The 19,141-nt window shown below is 58.0% G+C and carries 17 protein-coding genes; 10 read left to right on the top strand and 7 right to left on the bottom strand.

The window, feature by feature from the left end; translation table 11 throughout:
- The first annotated feature begins 58 nt into the window (after positions 1-58).
- From HMPREF2896_RS11520 to HMPREF2896_RS11495, 6 genes are all read left to right on the top strand, one after another.
- A complete protein-coding gene (locus tag HMPREF2896_RS11520) occupies positions 59-1,198 on the top strand; it encodes a helix-turn-helix domain-containing protein (protein ID WP_070446273.1) in 1,140 nt (379 codons plus the stop codon).
- 138 nt (positions 1,199-1,336) lie between these two features.
- Complete coding sequence (locus tag HMPREF2896_RS11515; protein WP_070446275.1) at positions 1,337-2,689, top strand: MFS transporter; 1,353 nt, start codon at positions 1,337-1,339, stop codon at positions 2,687-2,689.
- 71 nt (positions 2,690-2,760) lie between these two features.
- Entirely contained in the window at positions 2,761-3,123 is a 363-nt protein-coding gene (locus HMPREF2896_RS11510) for a cation efflux transmembrane domain-containing protein (protein ID WP_371325894.1), read from the top strand.
- A gap of 410 nt (positions 3,124-3,533) precedes the next feature.
- A complete protein-coding gene (locus HMPREF2896_RS11505) occupies positions 3,534-4,916 on the top strand; it encodes a hypothetical protein (protein WP_070446277.1) in 1,383 nt (460 codons plus the stop codon).
- Between the two features lie 183 nt (positions 4,917-5,099).
- A complete protein-coding gene (locus HMPREF2896_RS11500; RefSeq protein ID WP_246824027.1) occupies positions 5,100-6,299 on the top strand; it encodes an alpha/beta hydrolase in 1,200 nt (399 codons plus the stop codon).
- Between the two features lie 43 nt (positions 6,300-6,342).
- A complete protein-coding gene (locus tag HMPREF2896_RS11495; protein WP_070719633.1) occupies positions 6,343-7,737 on the top strand; it encodes a GntP family permease in 1,395 nt (464 codons plus the stop codon).
- A gap of 332 nt (positions 7,738-8,069) precedes the next feature.
- Here the strand turns inward: HMPREF2896_RS11495 and HMPREF2896_RS11490 are convergent, their stop codons facing one another.
- The 3 genes from HMPREF2896_RS11490 to mmuM form a co-directional block, all read right to left on the bottom strand.
- The gene (locus HMPREF2896_RS11490) at positions 8,070-8,564 is read right to left on the bottom strand and encodes a gluconokinase (RefSeq protein ID WP_083308511.1); all 495 of its coding nucleotides are present in this window, start codon (positions 8,562-8,564) and stop codon (positions 8,070-8,072) included.
- A gap of 71 nt (positions 8,565-8,635) precedes the next feature.
- Positions 8,636-9,022 carry a hypothetical protein gene (locus HMPREF2896_RS11485; RefSeq protein WP_070644297.1) on the bottom strand — a complete coding sequence of 129 codons (387 nt, stop codon included), beginning with the start codon at positions 9,020-9,022 and terminating at the stop codon, positions 8,636-8,638.
- 53 nt (positions 9,023-9,075) lie between these two features.
- On the bottom strand, positions 9,076-9,954 hold the full coding sequence (gene mmuM / locus HMPREF2896_RS11480) for a homocysteine S-methyltransferase (RefSeq protein WP_070446285.1): 879 nt from the start codon (positions 9,952-9,954) through the stop codon (positions 9,076-9,078).
- Between the two features lie 275 nt (positions 9,955-10,229).
- On the opposite strand from mmuM, the gene HMPREF2896_RS11475 reads away from it, so the two are divergent.
- Genes HMPREF2896_RS11475 through HMPREF2896_RS11465 form a run of 3 tightly spaced genes read left to right on the top strand, consistent with a single transcriptional unit; the run spans position 10,230 to position 13,257 of the window.
- A complete protein-coding gene (locus HMPREF2896_RS11475) occupies positions 10,230-11,426 on the top strand; it encodes a quaternary amine ABC transporter ATP-binding protein (RefSeq protein ID WP_070719581.1) in 1,197 nt (398 codons plus the stop codon).
- A 3-nt stretch (positions 11,427-11,429) separates the two neighbouring features.
- Complete coding sequence (locus HMPREF2896_RS11470; RefSeq protein WP_070446289.1) at positions 11,430-12,302, top strand: ABC transporter permease; 873 nt, start codon at positions 11,430-11,432, stop codon at positions 12,300-12,302.
- A 55-nt stretch (positions 12,303-12,357) separates the two neighbouring features.
- Positions 12,358-13,257 carry a glycine betaine ABC transporter substrate-binding protein gene (locus tag HMPREF2896_RS11465; RefSeq protein ID WP_070719580.1) on the top strand — a complete coding sequence of 300 codons (900 nt, stop codon included), beginning with the start codon at positions 12,358-12,360 and terminating at the stop codon, positions 13,255-13,257.
- Positions 13,258-13,765: 508 nt separating this feature from the next.
- Here HMPREF2896_RS11465 and HMPREF2896_RS11460 read toward each other — a convergent pair.
- Positions 13,766-15,298, bottom strand: a complete 1,533-nt coding sequence (locus HMPREF2896_RS11460; protein ID WP_010189286.1) for a sodium:solute symporter family protein — start codon at positions 15,296-15,298, stop codon at positions 13,766-13,768.
- A gap of 238 nt (positions 15,299-15,536) precedes the next feature.
- On the opposite strand from HMPREF2896_RS11460, the gene HMPREF2896_RS11455 reads away from it, so the two are divergent.
- Complete coding sequence (locus tag HMPREF2896_RS11455; RefSeq protein WP_010189287.1) at positions 15,537-16,253, top strand: FadR/GntR family transcriptional regulator; 717 nt, start codon at positions 15,537-15,539, stop codon at positions 16,251-16,253.
- A gap of 9 nt (positions 16,254-16,262) precedes the next feature.
- Here HMPREF2896_RS11455 and HMPREF2896_RS11450 read toward each other — a convergent pair whose 3' ends face one another.
- The 3 genes from HMPREF2896_RS11450 to HMPREF2896_RS11440 are packed head-to-tail and all read right to left on the bottom strand — an operon-like array spanning position 16,263 to position 18,932.
- The gene (locus HMPREF2896_RS11450) at positions 16,263-16,973 is read right to left on the bottom strand and encodes an N-acetylmannosamine-6-phosphate 2-epimerase (RefSeq protein WP_012714887.1); all 711 of its coding nucleotides are present in this window, start codon (positions 16,971-16,973) and stop codon (positions 16,263-16,265) included.
- A gap of 41 nt (positions 16,974-17,014) precedes the next feature.
- Entirely contained in the window at positions 17,015-17,956 is a 942-nt protein-coding gene (locus HMPREF2896_RS11445) for an ROK family protein (protein ID WP_070719579.1), read from the bottom strand.
- 31 nt (positions 17,957-17,987) lie between these two features.
- Positions 17,988-18,932 carry a dihydrodipicolinate synthase family protein gene (locus HMPREF2896_RS11440; RefSeq protein WP_010189290.1) on the bottom strand — a complete coding sequence of 315 codons (945 nt, stop codon included), beginning with the start codon at positions 18,930-18,932 and terminating at the stop codon, positions 17,988-17,990.
- Between the last annotated feature and the right edge of the window lie 209 nt (positions 18,933-19,141).

Here is a 19,141-nt window from a genome sequence, read left to right as displayed (position 1 = left end):
GATACACCTCCCCGCAGTGAGGGCAATTCACCAGTGACCACCGTGTAGCGTTGTGCACATGCACGAACAACGCTGGCACGATATCGTTGCGGAGGTCCAGGGCACCATCCCCCGGCTGGTGGAGGATTTCCTCACCGCCTTTAGCCGCTCAGGGCGCTATGGCGACTCACTAGTGAGCGAGGACGAGCTACGCCTTACAGCCTTTGAGGTCCTCGCTCGCATCTCCGATGTGCTGGTCGGCGCGATGGATGAGGAGGAGCTGCGCGCCCACGCGCAGAGCCTGGGTCGGCGGCGCGCACACCAGGGTGTGGAATTAGCAACGCTGATCGACGCCATCCAGCTCGACTTCACGGTCCTCTGGGAGCATTTACGCCGGGCCGCCGGCGCGGACCAGGAAGTGCTCATCGACCACGTGACCCAGCTGCATTCCGTTGTGACGATGTACAACCTGGTGGTACGCGACGCCTACCGCCTAGAAGAAGCGCGCGGGCAGCACGACGTGCACCGCGCCCACGCCCGACATTTGGAAAGGCTCTTTGCGGCCGAATCACTGGGCACGCTCGGCATTGCGGAAATCACCCGCGCGCTCAACCTGGATGCCGATTGCCACTTCGATGTCGTGGTGGCCCACCCCACTGCGGCGGTGGAGTTGCGCGCACTTCTCGACGAACCCATCTCCTCCGGCAAGGCCTTCGGCCACGGTGTGCGCGGGATGTTTGTGGCCTTTTGGCCCAGTGAACAGTGCCCCATCAGCCATTCCACAGGACGCAGGACCAAAGAGTTGGCAGATATTTCCGGGGTGCTCTTTCGCAACGTCACCGGACTAGCCGGAGCGCGCGCGGCTGCACATCAGGCACCACACATCTTCGACGCCACCGGGCCGCTGAACCAACTCACCGTAGCGCCCGATGCACTCTGGGCCGTCGCCGGGGATGCCCTCGCAGACTTCACCGCCAGCGGCATGACGGAGCTCACCCAGACAATCGCCGAGTTACGGCTTCACCACGCGCCGCTCTACCTGACCATCACCACCTACCTGGACTGCGGGTCCATCAAGGATTCCGCGGAAGCGCTGCACTGCCACCGCAATACCGTGCTCAACCGCCTACGACACGTCAACGAGCTCACCGGTCTTGACATCACTCGCCCAAAGGATGCCGCGCGAGCTTTGCTAGCACTCCATCGCACTGCCCGATAGCACTTGTGCACAGACACAACCACAGCACTCGGCCAGTGGGGCAATGCATAGAAAACTCTCCGCCCCATTCACCCCAAGGTGACGCGCACCTAATGTTCCATAGAAAGGTAATGCATTTCACATAAGGAGCACCTCGATATGACTACCCATGCAGCGCCGGCCGCCTCGGCCCAATCCGGCGCCGAGGAAATCAAGGTCGACTCAAAGGACGTCTTCCGCATCGCCAGTTCCGCATTCGTCGGCACAGCCCTCGAATGGTATGACTTCTTCCTCTTCGGCACCGCCGCCGCGCTCGTCTTCAACGAACTCTTCTTCTCTGGAATGTCGGGCACCGGCGCCACCCTCGCCTCCTTCGCCACTTTCGGCGTAGGCTTCCTCGCCCGCCCACTCGGCGCGGTTATTTTCGGGCAAATTGGCGATAAGATGGGGCGCCGACCAGCCCTTATCATCTCCATCGTCGTTATCGGAGTAGCCACCGGAGTCATTGGCCTCCTGCCCACCTTTGACAGCATTGGCATCTGGGCACCTATCACTCTGGTCATCCTGCGTCTGCTCCAGGGAGTCGCCGTCGGCGGCGAATGGGGTGGTGCAACAACCATGGCTATCGAACACGCGCCGGCAGAAAAGCGCGGCCGTTACGCAGCCTTCGTGCAAATCGGCTCCCCCGCCGGTACGTTGCTCTCCTCCGGCGCCTTCGCGCTTGTACTCATGCTCGGTGATGACGCGGTGAGCTCATGGGGCTGGCGCATCCCCTTCCTCATCGCCTTCCCCTTCCTGGCAGTAGCACTGTGGATTCGCTCGAAGGCTGAGGAATCCCCGGTCTACAAAGCACTCGAAGAGGAGGCCGAGGCAGACGAAGCCGCGCACCAAGGCTCCCTGAAGGAGCTTTTCACACAACACTTCCCACAACTATGCCTCGCCTCTGCGGCAGCTTTCCTAGGAATCGGCGGCTTCTTCGTCATGAGCACCTACGTCCTCTCCTATGCCACAACCACGCTGGACTTCGAGCGCCAGACCGTCGTGAACGCCACCCTCCTCGGCGCTGTGTGCCAGATCTTTATCAACATCATCTTCGGCCGCCTCGGCGAAAAGATTGGCCCCGGTCGCGTTATCGGATACGGCGCGCTTGCCACCGCCATCATGGCGTGGCCGCTGTGGGCGATGATCGATACCGGCAATGCTGTACTACTCACGCTTGCTGTTTGCATTGGACTGTCCCTAGTTACAATCACCTATTCCGTGTCGGGCGTCCTACTCTCAGAGATCTTCCCGGCTAACGTCCGTTATTCCGGGGTGGCCATTTCTGCCAATATCGCGTCGGCAGTATCGGGACTGCTGCCTTTCCTCGCTACCGCGCTGAACGCCTCCAATGACACGCCTAGCTCTACACCGGGAATTATCATCCTGGCCGCCACCGCGCTCATTACAGCCTTCGGTGGCTTCGCCGGCGAAAGGCACCGCCGCGAGGACGACGTCACCATCGTCGACTAATACACAACCGCTCATAAGAAAAATAAGTTTGGACTCGGCGCCGCAAAGCAAGCTATGGCCTAGCCGGACTCATCCTGATTCCTGCCGTGGCATCCTATGCCATGGCCATATGGAAGATCGTCACTGGCGCCGTGCCCGAGCCGCTCACGCTTTCCGGCACGGCCGTAGCCGCCATGCTCATCAATCTGCTCTGCGCGGTGTTATTGCTGCAACTGCGTCACGGCAGCGCGCTCACGCGCGGTGCTTGGTTGGCCGCGCGCAACGATGTTGCCGCCAACATTCTCATTCTTGGCGCCGGCCTTCTCATGCTGGCATGGGCAAGCCCGTGGCCGGATATCGTAGTCGGCCTCATCATCGGCACCATTAATCTGCGCGCCGCGGCAGAGGTCTTCGAGCAAGCCCGTTCGGAAGACCCGGAGATCGAAGAAGAATGACGCAGCCCCTTTAAGAAATCCCTTAATTCAGAAGCCTACGGCTGCGCCCACATCCCTGCCCCCTCAGGGCCAAACCACCCGCCGCCCATCCCTAACGCACCCCTTAAGCACCCCTCGATGGGGTCATTCTTTAGTTTGTGAACGAACGGTCAAAGAGACGTTTTCCCAGAATACGGTCTACTGTGACAAAACCAAGGTTGGCGCAAATTTCTTAGTGAAATGTTCACTTCAGACCCACCCGATCGAAATGTACTTCCATGGGCAAAAATATTAACAATTCTAAGGGTGCGCGATCCTGAAAAGCGTCTTATCGTTGCAACACGTCACGCACTGGGCACAACAGCGCTCCTACAGCGCCACCGCAGTGCGTCACCACATTGCCCCAAAAATTTTCATCCAGGAGAACAACAATGACCAAGCGTCGTCGCACCGCCGGCCTCATCGCCGGCCTCGCGATTGCAGGCACTGCCCTCATCGCGCCGGCTGCCTCCGCAGCTACCCAGACCGAGTCCTACCCAGAGACCCCGGCTGTGAACGCCAAGCTGCCCATCGTTCACACGTCCCACGGCTCCGACCACATGAAGGCCAACGTGCTCAACCCGCGCCCGGTCTGCAACCCGTGGGAGGACCACCGCACCGTGGTCTACAAGGTGACCGATAACTTCATGCCAGCAGGCACCATCTCCACCACCAACCAGACCAAGAAGGACATCCCGCTGCAGCAGGACCTGTCCAAGTCCCAGTCCATCACCCTGTCCGTCAACGGTGACCGCACTGAGACCACCTCCATGAACGCAGGCGGCAAGGGCTCCGGCAAGAACTCCGAGGGCTCCTTCGGCGTCTCCCACGAGATTGCTACCAAGCTCGGTGCTTCCGCGTCCTACTCCCTGTCCTGGGAGGCTGGCCAGTCCATCGGCCCGTACGATGTTCCGCCGAACCACACCGGTGAAGCTACCTACGGCTTCCGCGTTCTGAACATGACCGGTACCCAGCAGTACTGCAAGCCGAACGGCACCTGGTCCACCCCGACCTTCTGGTCCGCAATGCAGCCGATGAAGAACGAGGTTCGCGTCAAGCTCTACGACGACATCGCTGATTCCTACGCTCCAAACAAGGACGCTCAGAACACCACCGACGTCAACGACCCGAAGGTTGTTGAGGAAGAGAAGTCCCCGGAGGCTGACGCCGAGGTCATCAAGGACAACGAGGTCGCTCCGGAGGAGAAGGCCGTGTCCGAGGCTGAGGGTAAGAAGGAAGAGGAAGCCGACAAGAAGGTCCAGGAGGACCTTGATAACGGCAAGACCGATGAGGCCAAGCAGAAGCTGGACCTGAAGCCGGTTCTGACCACCTCCGGCGCTAAGCACGCAGGCTTTGCCGGCACCGTTGCTCTCCGCCTGGAGAACGTCGGCACCGAGCGCTACTACGGCGACTTCCCAGCTGTCCAGTACCGCGTTGACGTCAAGACCGCTGAGGGCCCGAAGGGCGTTGACCGCCTCATCACCCCGCGCTCCTCCAACGGTGCGCACATCCGCGACTTGGGCTTCGATGAGAAGACCTCCACCCGCTCCTTCGAGGTCACCCTGGCCAACCCGATTAACGCTGGCGAGAGCGCTCGCGTTGCCAACCTGGACTTCGGCGACGGCAACACCAAGGAAGGCCGCCTGAAGAACTACATCGAGGTGACCCAGATTTCCCGCCTGAAGGGTGATAACTCCACCGACAACGACCAGAACGTTGACTCCCGCGAGATCACCGTGAAGGACACCGGCAAGAAGGCTGAGGGCCTGTTCTAAGGAACACCCCACGCCCGCTTCACAGAGAGTGCAGCCCGCCGGCGCTTAGTCCGGCAGTGAGAGAGTGAGAGGAAACCCCCGACCGTGCGGTCGGGGTTTCTTTGTGCCCAGCGGCTCTTTCACGAGGCTCTCATATCGCAGACGGCATTTCGCGGTACACAATTAGTTGGCTATTGTGAACCAATGCATTTCTCTCGCACCGCACTAGCGGGCCTTCTTTCAGTGGGGCTGATCCTTTCCTCCACTCACGCTCACCCGGCGCACGCACAGGCGCCGGATGCGATGAGCAGCGATATCGCGAACATCGATCAACACTCCAGTGCCCTCGATCCCATAGCCCTGGGCCCACTAGCTCCAGTACTCTTTGCCGATAATATCTTCGCTGCTTGGGGGAAGTTACTTCAGCAAGTGAGAATCCCGACGGTCGCACCAGAAGCTACGCGCCCACCCGCGACCACCGCACCGGCACAACTGCGCGAGCTGCGGCATATCCAAGACAACGTGTGGGAGCTTAAGGCCTATTCACCGGCCATGGACCGCGTTATCACTAACGACATCATTCTTCCTCTGGGAGGATTAGAGAATACTCAGCCTCGCCCGACCTATTACCTGCTGGGCGGCGCCGGCGGAGGCGAGGACGCACTGTGGTGGGACGGTGGCGGAGCTTCCAAGTTCTTCCGCGACAAGCACGTGAATGTCGTATCACCCCGCGGCGCTTATGGCTCGATGATGTCCGACTGGGCGCAGCCCCATGACACCCACGGAAAATACAAGTGGGCCACCTATCTCACCAAGGAACTACCGCAGCTTATCGACGCCGAGTTTCACGGCAACGGCCGCGACGGCATCGCGGGCGTGAGCAACTCGGGCGGCCCAGCTCTAGAGCTGGCGACCTTTGATCCGCGGTTCAAGGTTGCTGGTTCCTTCTCCGGCTGCCCTTCGACCACAGGTATCCTCGCGCAGTCCTTCGCATGGGTAAGCGCGGCTTTCTACGGTACGGACCCAGCTCGTTCTTTCGGCGCGCCATGGGATCCGGCATGGGCGCAGCACTCGCCGGTTCTCAACCTCGATCACCAAAAGGGGCGGAAGACCTTTGTCATCGTCTCCCGCGGCGGCCCGGCAGACTTTGATGTCGATATTGAGGACTCACCGCTCCCAGCCTTGGGACTCAACGAACGCTTGGATTACTGGTGCAGTTCCTTTTACGCCAAGCGTGCCACCGCCGCTGGCGTTGATCTTGACTACTACGAGCTTCCGGCCGGGCGCCACACGTGGGGGGCTCTTCCGCCGGGAGCTAGCCATCAGTTGGGCCACGGTGGGCCCGGCACTCGGCGTGGACTAGCACCGTCAATCACGCGCACAACTACAGCGCGTGAGCTCTAGATCACCACGCACCGCGCACGTAAAATCAACATTCATGAATGTCATGGACACTTGGGAGCCCACGCTGGGCACCGGACCTCTGTTAGGAATTGCGGTGGCGGCCATCGCCGTCATCCTCATCCTCGTCATCCACTTCAAGGTGCACGCCTTCGTCACCCTTGTCACGGTTTCCGCGCTCACCGCTTTGGCCGCCGGAATCCCGCTGGATGGCGTGGTTCCCACCATGACGAGCGGCTTCGGTTCGACTCTCGGTTCCGTAGCCTTGTTGGTGGGCTTGGGCGCCATGATCGGGCGCTTGGCAGAGACCTCCGGCGGAGCCAAAACGCTTGCCGACGCCCTCGTGAAACTCTTCGGCGAAAACAAAGCGCCCCTAGCGCTGGGCGTGGCTTCCCTCATCATGGGCTTTCCCATCTTCTTCGACGCAGGCCTCATGGTGATGCTGCCGGTCATCTTTGCCGTCGCCAGGCGCCTGGACGGCCCAGTCCTGGCCTATGGCATTCCCGCCGCCGGTGCTTTCTCCGTCATGCACGTCTTCGTGCCACCGCACCCAGGCCCCGTCGCAGCAGGTGAGTTCTTCAGCGCGAACATCGGTCTGATCCTTATCTTCGGCCTCCTCATCGCGTTGCCTACGTGGTATCTCTCCGGCTACCGCTTCGGGCTCCACTTGGGCAAGAAATACCCCTACCGCCTTGAGAAGGCCATAACCGGCGCGCTGGTCAGCGATGCTGAATTGCCGGATCGCCCGGCCTCCCCGGCTTCAGTAATCAGCATCCTGCTCATCCCCATGGTCCTCATCTTTGGCAATACCGGGTTGACTACCTTGGGCACAGCTGGCGTTGTCGATCCTTCCGCCGCCTGGGTGCGCTTCTTCATCTTCTTAGGCCAGACCCCGATCGCGCTGATCATCACCACGCTTGCGGCGATGGCCGTGCTGGGCCTGCGCCGCGGGGAAGGCAAAAGCGCCATTGAGAAGACCATGGAGTCTGCGCTCGGCCCAATTTGCTCCGTCATCCTCATCACCGGTGCCGGAGGCATGTTCGGCGGGGTGCTGCGTACCAGCGGCATTGGTGATGCCCTCGCGGATTCTATGTCCGGCCTCGGCATCCCCGTTATCTTGGCCTGCTACCTCATCGCGGTCGCCCTGCGCCTGGCGCAAGGCTCAGCCACCGTTGCCCTCACCACGGCCGCCGCGCTCATGACGCCTGCAGTGGAGGCCGGTGGCTTCAACGAAATCCAACTGGTCCTCATTACGCTGGCCACCGCGGCTGGCTCGGTCTTTGGCAGCCACGTCAATGACTCGGGCTTCTGGCTCGTGGGCCGCCTCATGGGCATGGATGTGTCGACCACACTGCGGACGTGGACAGTAAACCAGGCACTCATTTCCTCTATTGGCTTCGGCATTGTCCTTATCTTCTACGGTGCTGCCGCGCTGTTCTAGGCCTGCAGATACTCGGCCGCCGCGGCGACCAGCTCCTCCTTCTTCGCTCCCCTCGCAACGTGCAACATTTACGTGCCTTCATTGACATGCTGGAGGCGTCTGGCAAAAGGCATCAGTCATAAGGCGTTTTCACGGCTGAAAACGCCATTTACTTATCGCAGATGGCGTTTTTAGACCCAAAGATGCCTTTTGCCAGATGCCTTCTGCAGGACGCCCTTCAGACTTAGGCCATTTTAGTGCGGAACAATCCCACCCCACCGCCGAACAACACCAAGTAGCAGTGCAAGAGTGGCGTTGCTCATCCACCCATGACTTAAGTCAGGAAGCACCAGCTAAGCCCGCAAGTACTCGGCCGCCGCGGCGGCAAGCTTCTCCGGGGTGGCGCTGACGTCCAGCACCACTCCTGCTTCTTCTGGGCGCAGTTCCTCCAAGGTCTCGAACTGCGAATCAAGCAGGGATACAGGCATGAAGTGTCCGGAGCGTTGGCTCATGCGCTCTTTGAGCAGCTCATAGGAGCCGTGCAAGTGCACGAAGACCGTATCCGGCGCTGCGGTGCGAATGAGTTCGCGGTAGGAATGCTTGAGCGCGGAGCAGCCGACGATGGCTCCATTTTCTTGGTCTGCGAGGAAGCGCCCGATGGATTCGAGCCAGGGTTTCCGGTCATCGTCGTCAAGCGCCTGTCCCGAGGCCATCTTCTCGATGTTCGCTGCCGGGTGCATGTCATCCCCGTCCTGGAAGGGAAGGCCGGTGTGCTGCGCCAGCAACTCCCCGACCGTGGACTTACCGCAGCTTGAGACTCCCATGATCACAACGTGCTTGTGCATCATCCTCCTTCACACGCCACCCGATTTTATGCGCTACGCACTACGTGACGTAGCGCGGTTCAATACGGCGCGGCTTAGCCCAGCGGCGCGTAGCCAAAGTCACCGCGCTGCACCTGACTGCGGGCATTCCGGTCGAAGGTTGCGCACAAGGCAGCCGCCACGTAGCGCACACCGCCTGCCGGCGAAGAGGAGCCGACGCGCTCGGCGCAGTTCTCCAGGGCTGGCAGGCCGATACTCTCCCCAGGCGAAGTCATGGAGAAGAAGGACGCGGCCATCATGGTGTTGCCATCGGCGCGCACGTACTCTGAGGAGCCCTTAATAGCCTGCCAAGCAATCGCCCCGACGGGATCGGTGCGGAACTGGTCCCGCTCAGTTTGGGTCAGTTCGGCGTTAGCAGCAGGCACGGACAGTGTTGTGATGAGTAGTGCTGCTGTTGCAGCAAGGAGAGGAAACTTTTTCATAGGAACACTCTATCTCCCGCGCCACAGTTTTTCTCGGCATTGCCGGCCCCGGCTTAACTGATGACGCTGCGCAACTGCCGAATCTCGGCAGGCCCCACACGGCAACAGCCGCCCAGCAAGCTAACGCCTGCAGCCTGAAGCTCCACCGCTGCGTCGGTCAGTTTCATAGCGCCGACGGGAGCAGGACGCCAGTCGCAAGCGCCGTGGTCCCAGATCTCCCCGCTGTTGGGGCAGGCCAGAAGCGACTTATCGGTGCCGCTTCGCAGTTGCTTCACCACCGCGCATGCCCGTGATGGGTCGACGCAATTTACGCCCAGGGCTCCCAGTCGCGGCGACTGGTTGGCAAGCTCAATAACCCGCGAGAGCTTCTCGGGGTCCGCCGCGATGGCGCCGGTAATACTCAGTGCGAAGGGCTTAGGCTGCTCCTCAAAGAGCTCGAGCAATGCGGCCGCCTCATCGACGTTGGGAATGGTCTCCGCAAGGAGGAAGTCGGCGTCCGTATCCGCAAGTATCGCTACCCTGCGGGCATGCCAGCGCTGTAGCTCACCGCGACGCAGATCATAAGCGCCGTCATAGTCCGTCCCCTTCCCCGGACCCGCGCCATAGGGGCCGATGGATGCAGCGACCAGCAGATCACCATGGGCAGTGCGCTTGTCGACGGCCACTCGCACCGCCTCACGGGCCACCGCGACGCTGCGGCGTAGAAGCTTCTCCGCTTCTTCACCAAGCACATCGAAGGTGACTTGGTAAGAGGCCGCGGTAGCAACCTGCGCGCCGGCGGCGAAGAAGTCCACGTGCGCAGACTCAATGAGCGCGGGGTTCTCCCGCAACACCCGCGCCGACCACAGCGGGCCAGAGATGTCATGCCCCTGGGCTTCAAGGTGGGTTCCGAGGCCGCCGTCGACAAGCATCGGCGCATCACACAGTGCCATGACGCACGAGCCTAGCAGCGCACCGTGCCCGCAAGGTCCAGCTCGACAACAGGAAGTTGTTATAGCTTCGTTATTTGCTTGAGATTGGTGGACTCCCACCGCGTCAGAACCCTAAGTATCCGCAGCACTCAGGCATGGGACTGCACTCTTCGCAACACGCGCCGCGAGCGCGCAGTTAACTGCAAAACCTGTCCGCAAGCTGATTTTTTGGTTGAAACAGTCTGGATGTCATGACACGGTGGACGAGTTAGCGATTCCCGCAGCAAGGAGGGGAAATGGCAGCGATTACTGCCAAGAATCTGTACAAGGTCTTTGGCAAACATGCCAAGAGAGGGGTGGAATCCCTCAAGAATGGGTCTACTCGTGAAGATCTCCGCGAGCAGGGCCTCACCGCCGCGGTGATTGATGCCAGCTTTGAGGTTGAACCGGGGGAGATCTTCGTTGTTATGGGCCTGTCGGGCTCCGGAAAGTCCACGCTCATCCGAATGATCAACGGTCTGTGGGATGCCACCTCAGGCGAGATTTTCATTGGCGACCAAAACTTAGCAGCCATGTCGGAGGAGGAGCTACGCGCTGTAAGACGCGACCGTATCTCCATGGTTTTCCAGTCCTTCGCTTTGCTACCCCACCGCACTGTCGGTGAGAACGCTGCGTATGGGCTGGAAATCAAGGGCGTCGGAAAGCAAGAGCGCGAGGCCAAGGCAGAGGAAGCCTTGGCCATGGTGGGACTCGAGGGCTGGGGTGATTCCATGCCAGACGAGCTCTCCGGCGGCATGCAACAGCGCGTGGGCCTCGCCCGTGCGCTGGCAGCAGATACAGACATCCTGCTCATGGATGAGGCGTTCTCCGCATTGGACCCGCTCATCCGCAAGGACATGCAGGATCAGCTCATCGACCTGCAGGCTTCCCTCAACAAGACCATCGTCTTTATTACCCACGATCTCAATGAAGCCATGCGCATCGGTGACCACATCGCCATGATGCGCGACGGCCGGGTGGAACAAATTGGTACCGCCGAAGAGATTTTGCAAAACCCCGCCAATAATTACGTGGCCGACTTCGTCAAGGATGTTGACCGCTCCCGCGTACTCAATGCGGAGAATATCGTCGAACGCCCACAGAACACCCTAAACGCGAGCCAGGGCCCGCTCACCGCGCAAAAGCTACTGCGGGAATCTCAAAACTCCTGGCTCGTGGTGCTCAATGCCGACCGCACACCAGCCGGCGTGGTCTGGGAAGAGGACATCGCCAAGGCGGTGCGCAACGGCAACAGCGAGCTGCCGCTGGATTCCAGCACCACGCACATTGTCCATGAGGGCCAGAACATTGCGGAGCTCTTCGGATATGCCGCCGACACCACGACCCCTCTGCTCGTTGTCGACGGCAACGGCAAGTTCACCGGTGTTATTCCGCGCGTGACTCTCTTGTCCGCCGCATCGAGTGACATCGACACCACTGGAGAGGAGAACTAAGCCATGGATCAAAACGCATTGCCCCGCATCCCCGTGGGCGATTGGGTCTCGGACGGCATTGACTGGCTCACCGATAACGCCGCCGTGCTTTTCGACGCCTTCTCCGCCATCATGAGCTTCCTCATTGACGGTTTCTCAGAGGTGCTCCTCTCCGTCCCTGGCATCATCATGCTCGTCATCTTGGCGTTGTTGGGTTGGTTCTTCCGCTCGCCCAAGTTCGCCATCGGCTCCGCCCTGGGCTTTTTGCTGGTGATGTGCATGCGCCAATGGGACACCATGTTGGAGACCATGTCGCTGGTGCTCATTGCTACTTTGTCTGCCACCATCCTGGCGGTTCCACTGGGCATTTGGGCAGCAAAGTCGAACACTGCCAGCGCGATCATCCGCCCCATCATGGACTTCATGCAGACCATGCCGGCCTTTGTCTACCTCATTCCAGCGGTGACATTCTTCTCTATCGGCGTGGTCCCGGGCATTTTCTCCACCATCATCTTCGCGCTGCCTCCGGGTGTGCGCATGACCGAACTGGGTATCCGCCAGGTGGATAGCGAAACCGTAGAGGCCGGCAAGTCCTACGGTGCCACCAATTGGCAGATCCTCAAGGGCATCCAGCTCCCGCTGGCCGTGCCGACCATCATGGCCGGTATTAACCAGGTCATCATGCTCTCTCTGTCCATGGCGGTCATCGCCGGCATGGTCGGCGCCGACGGCCTGGGCAAGGAAGTGGTCTCCGCTATTTCCACCCTGGATATTGCTCAGGGCGTTGAAGCCGGACTCGCTGTGGTTATCTTGGCTGTCTTCCTTGACCGCCTCACCGCGGCTCTGGGTTCGCTCAAGAGTTACCCGGCCTCGATTCTGAACTTGGTGCGCAAGTAATACCGCGCACCGATAATTTCATATCTCTCACTGCTCAACTCCGAAAGGACATTGCATGTTCTCCCGTAAGATTCTGGCCACCGTCTCTGCCCTCGCGCTGAGCGCTTCCCTCGTGGCCTGCTCCTCTGACTCCTCGGACTCCGCGTCTGGCTCCGACAATGACGGTGACAAGGGCACCATCACCATGGGCTACATTCCGTCCTGGACCGATGGCCTGTCCACTGCCCACCTCCTTCAGAACAAGCTGGAGGAGGCCGGCTACACCGTTGAGCACGAGCAGCTTAACGACGCCGCCGTGGTCTACACCGCCCTCGCTTCCGGCGACATCGACATCTACCCGTCTGCCTGGTCCGAATTCACCCACAAGCAGTACATGGACAAGTACTCCGACAAGATTGAGGACTATGGCGCCTACTACGGAAATGCCCGCCTGACCTGGGCAGTGCCGGAGTACATGGATGATGTCAACTCCATCGAAGACCTGAAGGGGCAGGCTGACCGCTTCGGCGGCCAGGTCGTGGGTATCGAGCCGGGCGCAGGCCTGACCAAGGCCTCCCAGGAGACCATCGAAGGCTACGAGCTGGACGGCTACAACCTGTCCACCTCTTCCACCCCGGCTATGCTTTCTGAGCTGAAGTCCGCTACCGACGCTGAGGAAGACATCGTAGTCACCCTATGGCGTCCGTTCTGGGCTAACGCTAAGTTCCCAGTCAAGGACCTCGAGGATCCGAAGGGCACCCTGGGTGATACCGAGGGTCTGCACTGGCTAGCCCGCGACGGCTTCGAGGAGGACAACCCGGAGGTAGCCGAGTGGCTCAAGGGCCTGAAGCTGGATGATGAACAGTACGGCACCCTCGAAGACCTCGTGGTCAACGAGTACGGCGAGGGCAAGGAGCCGGAGGCCGTCCAGGAGTGGCTGGACAAGAACCCGGACGTGGTTGAGGACATCAAGTAAACTTCCTCACCTCCCCCCTATACGCAAAGCAGCCCCGCATAACGCTTCTGAAGAGGCATTATGCGGGGGCTTTGCCAATCCCAACCTCCCCCTCACCAGACAGCCACATAGTTAAATAAGCGCAAATTATGCTTTTTCAGAATTAATCCCCACTTTTGCGCAGAACAACCCTATTTTCTGGCAATAGTTGACAGATCACCAGCGGGTTTTAAAAGCCTTTTCCACAACCCTCAACCCCCTCCCCCAATCCGGCCCTGTCCGTGGAGCGTACCGTTGCGAGCTTCGATAACACGATATCTGACTCGCGCTAGCCGACGCTCACGACTTAAATTCTACGACCGACAGCGTTGGTCAAGCCGCGATCTCAAACGTAAGGCTTTTGTCTACTGGATTGAACTTGTCTACAACCATCTCCTCGGAGAATCACACCGGCTTAACCACTAGGGGAAAACAAATGGATACCTAACCACTAGGCAGATCCACTACGTGCCCCGATTTGGCGGCAACCTCACCCGTCTTGCTCACTTTGAGCAACAGGTGTTTGCACGGCTTTACGGCGCGTGTACTCAAGGTCTTTACCGTAAATGGTCAGACCCGTGATGTCGTGCTGGTCAGATTTACGGAAGATGAAGGATGCCATGTAGCCGATACCGAGAGTTCCTACGAAGGCGACAATCGAGACCAAGAATGGCCCCTGGTCCAGCTTTCCAGCAAAGTATGCAGCAACTGCTCCACAGATGAGCCCAATCAGAACGCCATGGGAATTTGCGGACTTCGTAAAGATACCCAAGACAAATACCGCCGTGAGCGGAACTCCAAAAAGACCGGTAATTGCCAGGAACAAGTCCCACAGATCCGACTGGTTGGTGATGATGAGATACAGCGCGACAGCCAACCCGAAAGTGCCAGCAGCAATAATGACACAGCGAGAGAGAGTAACCGATGCTTCCTTCGCTGAAAAGCGGTTGTAGATATCTACGACAACACACGCGGAAATCGAGTTAAGCGAGGAGGAAATTGTCGATTGCGCAGCTGCCAAGATGGCAGCAATCAATAGCCCGGCAATGCCTGCAGGCAACTCCGAAAGAATGAAATACGGAACCACTGCAGAAGTATTGACTCCCTCCGGCAGACCGCCTTTCGCTTCGTAGAAGTTATACAAAGCCGTACCCATCCCGTAGAACAGCGGAATCGTTACGAGCGCCAGAATTCCGTTGACAATGAGAGACTTCTTCGTCGCTTGGATCGTAGGAGTCGTTTGGTAGCGCTGAACGACATCTTGCGACGAAGTGTACTGATGCAAGCTGTTCAGAACATTTCCAATGAAGATGAACGGAATCGAGGTGAAGACAGCATTCGTGGTGAAGTTATCCGCTGAATAGAATTTCCCCTCTTCCGCAGCATTCACCACAGCACCGCTAAATCCATCGGGAGTCATAGCCATCGCCGTGAGTACTACTACGGCAGCACCAGCCAGCAGCAAGATGCCCTGAATTACATCAGACCAAATCACGCCTTCCATACCTCCTAGGAAGGTGTACACAACACAAAGAACGCCTACAAACACAGCGACGACCAGCGGATTAATATCTGCTACCGATGTAATCGCCAATGTCGGCAAATAGATGACGATGGCGATTCGCCCAACGTGATAAAGAACGAAGAGGAGCGAACCGAGAGCTCGGAGGACTACAGAGAATCGCTCCTCAAGGTAGTCGTATGCCGTTGTGACATCCAGCTTCCTAAAGAACGGGACGTAGTAGCCAATCAAGATTGGAACAATCGCAAAAATTGCAAGGTTGCCCGCCGAGTAGGCCCAGTCAGTCAGATATGCCTTTTCCGGTGTAGACATAAATGTGATAGCAGACAGCGTCGTGGCATAGATAGAAAATCCTGCCGCCCATCCAGGAATCCTGCCACCCGCTTTGAAGAATTCCTCCTGATCACTTCCGGCCCTACGCGCAAAATAAGCGCCGACGAGTAGCATTCCGAGGAGGTAGAGGAGCAGAACTATCCAGTTCAGTGTTCCGAACGATTGCATTTGGTTTTCCCTTCGGGACTTTCAATACAGAGAGCTAAATCACTCTTCCGTTTGCCTGTGCGTTAAAGCATGCTGAAAGCTAGAATACATCAGACGTCTGATGTGTGAAGGGATTTAAGATAATGCACTTACGTCCTCCATGTCAGATAGGAGGCTTCCTCCCCCGGCAGCGTTCATTTTTGGAATCCAGCCGAGGTAGGAGATTTAAGATGGATGGAAAAGAAAGAGGGAAAAGTCAGTGCAAACCAGAACGTGGGGTTTCAGCGAAGCCGAACATCGCCCTGTATCAACCACACAGCAGGCCGTAGAAGGCATCAAAAAATTCATTCGGAATAACGCTCTCAAGCCCGGGGACAGTTTGCCAACCGAATCAGAGCTCTGTGAGGAACTTGGCTCCTCTCGCTCCTCCGTCCGGGAGGCCATCAGAATCCTAACGACGCTAGATATCGTCGATGTCAGGCACGGGACAGGCACATTTGTATCCGGAACATCACTCAACGCCTTAGTTCAGGGCCTCATCTTTCGAGCGACTCTTGACGCTGACGACAACCTCGAAACTCTTCGTAATGTGGTGGAAATCCGGCAGGCAATTGATCTTGCTATCGGGCAAGAAATCATAGCGAAACTAGAATCCTCAAAGCTAGAACAGCTAAGTTCCATTGTTGACAAGATGTCAGCCAAACGAAAACAAGGCCTGAACTTTGCCGAGGAGGATCGGGAGTTCCACCAGGTCTTGCTGTCCGAAATCGATAACCCGATTATCCGTGAGCTCAATGATACCTTTTGGCAAGTGCACATGAACGTCATTCCGCTTCGCAAATTGGAAGAACCACAGGACTTCAGCAGAACGGTACGCGCGCACCAAGACATCGTCGATGCTCTACAGAATAATGACCTGAAGAAGTACCAAGAGTCGGTACTCAGGCATTACGAGCCTCTGCTGACTTCGCTGTGATGGTCATTATCAGCTATTGAAGCTCCGAGTAATCCACGCAGGATCTGTGATGGCAGTGCCAATGATGATTGCATCGGCACCAGCACGTTTTCCTGCAGCAACATCATCACGCGAGGCAAACCTGCCTTCGCCGATCACAAAGGCATCCTTACCGCAGAGCCGTCGCCCCTCTGCCAAGCATTCAAGATCCGGACCTTCAGTCTTATTTCGGGACTCTGTGTAGCCGGCCAATGTCGTTGAAATGATATCCGCCCCCGCTTGGTGCGCACGCTGCATTTCTTCCGGGGTAGAGCAGTCGGCCATAGACAAAACATTCAGCCGGTGGCACTCTTCGACAAGATCGCAAAAACTCGATCCATCAGGCCTCGAGCGATCCGTGGCATCCGCACAAATAACAGCAGCCCCAGCATCAGCTAACTGGCGCACGGACTTTACGGTTGGAGTGATATAAACCCCCTCACTCCCCTCTTTCGTAAGGCCGAAAACTGGCACATCTACTGCGGCTGCAATCGCCTCGACATCCTTGATACCCCCATACCCGCCACACCGGATTGCGCGGCTTCCGCCCTCAACACATGCACGAGCAACATGCGTCAACGTGTGTGTATCTCGCATTGGGTGACCATCTGGCGCTTGCACCGAGACAATCACCGAATTTCGAATCATGTCGCGAACTTCTTCTCGGCGCCCCGCCAGTTCACTACTCTTAAACCTAAACATATACCTGAGCCTTCTTCTGGATCTATCGCAGATAAACGGTGCTAAAAAGCGTTATCTCGAGCAAAAGCCGCTGCCCCCACTAACGGTGCTGTCGCCGGCGATTCAGTTATCCGAACTGCGACGGAGCGGTTCGGCTTCAACGCGAAATCTTCTATGGCCTGACGGAATGGCTCCTCCACGGCGGCCCCAATCTGGCATACACCGCCGCCTAAAACAACGGCATCGAGATCAAGAGCCGAAACAAGACCAGCCACTGCTCGGCCAAGGCCATAAGAATTCCCTCTAATAATCCGGGAAGCAAGTTCGTCTCCCTGGTTCATTCTTTCTACGACCTTCTCGAGGGGCAGTGCTAACTGGTCTCGCTCCTTCCACTGCACCCGTTCGCTCGCTGAGTTCGTAGAGAATTCTTCATAATACGCAGCCAAGCTATTGCCGCTCATAATGTTCTCGGCGCGGTCCGCAAAGCCCCGGAAATCAGCGCACAAGAGTTCCGAGAACTCTCCGGCCGATCCGGTAGGTCCGGTCAGCAGCCTTCCACTATCACTTACCGCACCACCGACACCAGTCCCCAACGAAAGGTACAGGACTCTACCAGACTGAAAATCTCTCGCTGCTCCGAGTGTCAGCTCTCCGTACGCCCAGACTCTTACGTCGTTATGAACAGCGCACGGTAGGTCAACGATCTCTTTCGCGACCGCACGAAGATTAGTGCCAGCCCAATTCTTAATGGTGTCCCCGTTGTAGGTGACGAGTCCTTCAGGCGCCTTAATGATTCCTGGCGAACCAATGCCGATTCGCGTCGGGGTAATGCTCGATTCCTCCAACGCCAGCTGAATGGCTTTTTTGATCTGCTCCTGCGGTGTTACTCCGGCTGACTGGGTAGGAATCTTTCCCAGCGCTACAGCCTGCGTTGGGTCTTCGTCAGTTACAAAGCCCCAACCAATCTTTGTTGCACCGACATCAAGCGCAAGGGTACTAGTCACTCTTCACTCGTTTCGTCGTAGTTCAGCGAATCTAGGGCTCGATCACCTGAGCGGCATCGACGATCTCATGAATCTTTGCCTGCTCCTCATCGTTTAGAGCGACATGTGGACGGGACATAAGCCCCGACGGGAAGACACCCAAGTGGTGAAGCGCTGCCTTGAAACTGCCGAGGCCTTGTGAGCTTCCGCCCATGCGTGTGCCGTCACCTACACCAACGATGGTGAAGAGGTCACAAATCTTAGACTGCAATTCCGCAGCCGTTGCATACTCTCCATCAACCAAGAGCTCATGCAACTTCACGTAAGAAACCGGGTCCACATTGCCCAGACCAGGTACCACACCATCAGCGCCTGCCAGGTAAGCAAAATCGACCGTAGTTTCCGAGCCAGTCAAAACCACAAAGTCTTTCACCCCAGCTTTGTTGCGGGCGCTAATCAGAGCACGCGTGTATCCATCATTGCCGCCAGAATCCTTGACGCCGGCAAGTACGCCTTCCTTGGCGAGAGAAATAAGAGTAGCAATATCCAGCACCGAGTGAACGCTGACCGGAATGTTGTACGCGTAGATGGGAGTCTCTGGCGCGGCTTCATGAAGAAGTCGGAAGTGCTCAGCAATCTCTACGTCGTGAGTGCGAACATAAAAAGGCGCAGTGGCCACTAGCCCCTGAACCCCGAGCGAGACGGCATCTTCAATGTGCTCAATCACTCGCGGAGTCGTCATATCAATCACGCCTGCGATTACTGGAACTCGCCCTTGAGCCTGTTCCACCACGGTTGCGATGACTTCCTTGCGCTGCTCTCGAGTGAGGAAAGCTACCTCTCCTGAAGAACCGAGAACGAACAAGCCATGAACGCCAGCCTTAATAAGCCGTTCAGCCTGGCGCTTGAGGGTATCGGTGTCAACAGAATAGTCCTCATTAAACGGAGTCAGCAGTGGTGGCACCACACCGCGCAAATGCTGCGTGTTTGAAGTCATGTTTGGGAACCTTCCTATTCGCTTTCACATTAGAGTCATAAGACATCATACGTCTCTTGCTGTTGTGACGCAGTTGCCCCTAATGAAAAGAAGCGTAATAAGACGGCCGACTGGACCCCTACTCCGGCAACAACTCTGATGCCTCCCCGACCACACTCACCAGAAGCACATTGCCGGGAGCTGAAGTGTCCCAGGTTTTGTTCCGTTTG

The sequence above is a fragment of the Corynebacterium sp. HMSC069E04 genome (genome assembly GCF_001813175.1).
In the GTDB taxonomy this organism is placed as follows: Bacteria; Actinomycetota; Actinomycetes; order Mycobacteriales; family Mycobacteriaceae; genus Corynebacterium; species Corynebacterium aurimucosum.
This window is presented reverse-complemented; position numbering and strand designations above follow the sequence as displayed.

Excerpts from the sequence above, each read along its gene's own strand:
- HMPREF2896_RS11465 (WP_070719580.1), top strand. The coding sequence starts at position 12,358 with ATGTTCTCCCGTAAGATTCTGGCCACCGTCTCTGCCCTCGCGCTGAGC.
- HMPREF2896_RS11485 (WP_070644297.1), bottom strand. The coding sequence starts at position 9,022 with ATGAAAAAGTTTCCTCTCCTTGCTGCAACAGCAGCACTACTCATCACA.
- HMPREF2896_RS11520 (WP_070446273.1), top strand. The coding sequence starts at position 59 with ATGCACGAACAACGCTGGCACGATATCGTTGCGGAGGTCCAGGGCACC.
- HMPREF2896_RS11470 (WP_070446289.1), top strand. The coding sequence starts at position 11,430 with ATGGATCAAAACGCATTGCCCCGCATCCCCGTGGGCGATTGGGTCTCG.
- HMPREF2896_RS11500 (WP_246824027.1), top strand. The coding sequence starts at position 5,100 with ATGCATTTCTCTCGCACCGCACTAGCGGGCCTTCTTTCAGTGGGGCTG.
- HMPREF2896_RS11495 (WP_070719633.1), top strand. The coding sequence starts at position 6,343 with ATGGACACTTGGGAGCCCACGCTGGGCACCGGACCTCTGTTAGGAATT.
- mmuM (WP_070446285.1), bottom strand. The coding sequence starts at position 9,954 with ATGGCACTGTGTGATGCGCCGATGCTTGTCGACGGCGGCCTCGGAACC.
- HMPREF2896_RS11440 (WP_010189290.1), bottom strand. The coding sequence starts at position 18,932 with ATGACTTCAAACACGCAGCATTTGCGCGGTGTGGTGCCACCACTGCTG.
- HMPREF2896_RS11505 (WP_070446277.1), top strand. The coding sequence starts at position 3,534 with ATGACCAAGCGTCGTCGCACCGCCGGCCTCATCGCCGGCCTCGCGATT.
- HMPREF2896_RS11475 (WP_070719581.1), top strand. The coding sequence starts at position 10,230 with ATGGCAGCGATTACTGCCAAGAATCTGTACAAGGTCTTTGGCAAACAT.
- HMPREF2896_RS11460 (WP_010189286.1), bottom strand. The coding sequence starts at position 15,298 with ATGCAATCGTTCGGAACACTGAACTGGATAGTTCTGCTCCTCTACCTC.
- HMPREF2896_RS11450 (WP_012714887.1), bottom strand. The coding sequence starts at position 16,973 with ATGTTTAGGTTTAAGAGTAGTGAACTGGCGGGGCGCCGAGAAGAAGTT.
- HMPREF2896_RS11515 (WP_070446275.1), top strand. The coding sequence starts at position 1,337 with ATGACTACCCATGCAGCGCCGGCCGCCTCGGCCCAATCCGGCGCCGAG.
- HMPREF2896_RS11490 (WP_083308511.1), bottom strand. The coding sequence starts at position 8,564 with ATGATGCACAAGCACGTTGTGATCATGGGAGTCTCAAGCTGCGGTAAG.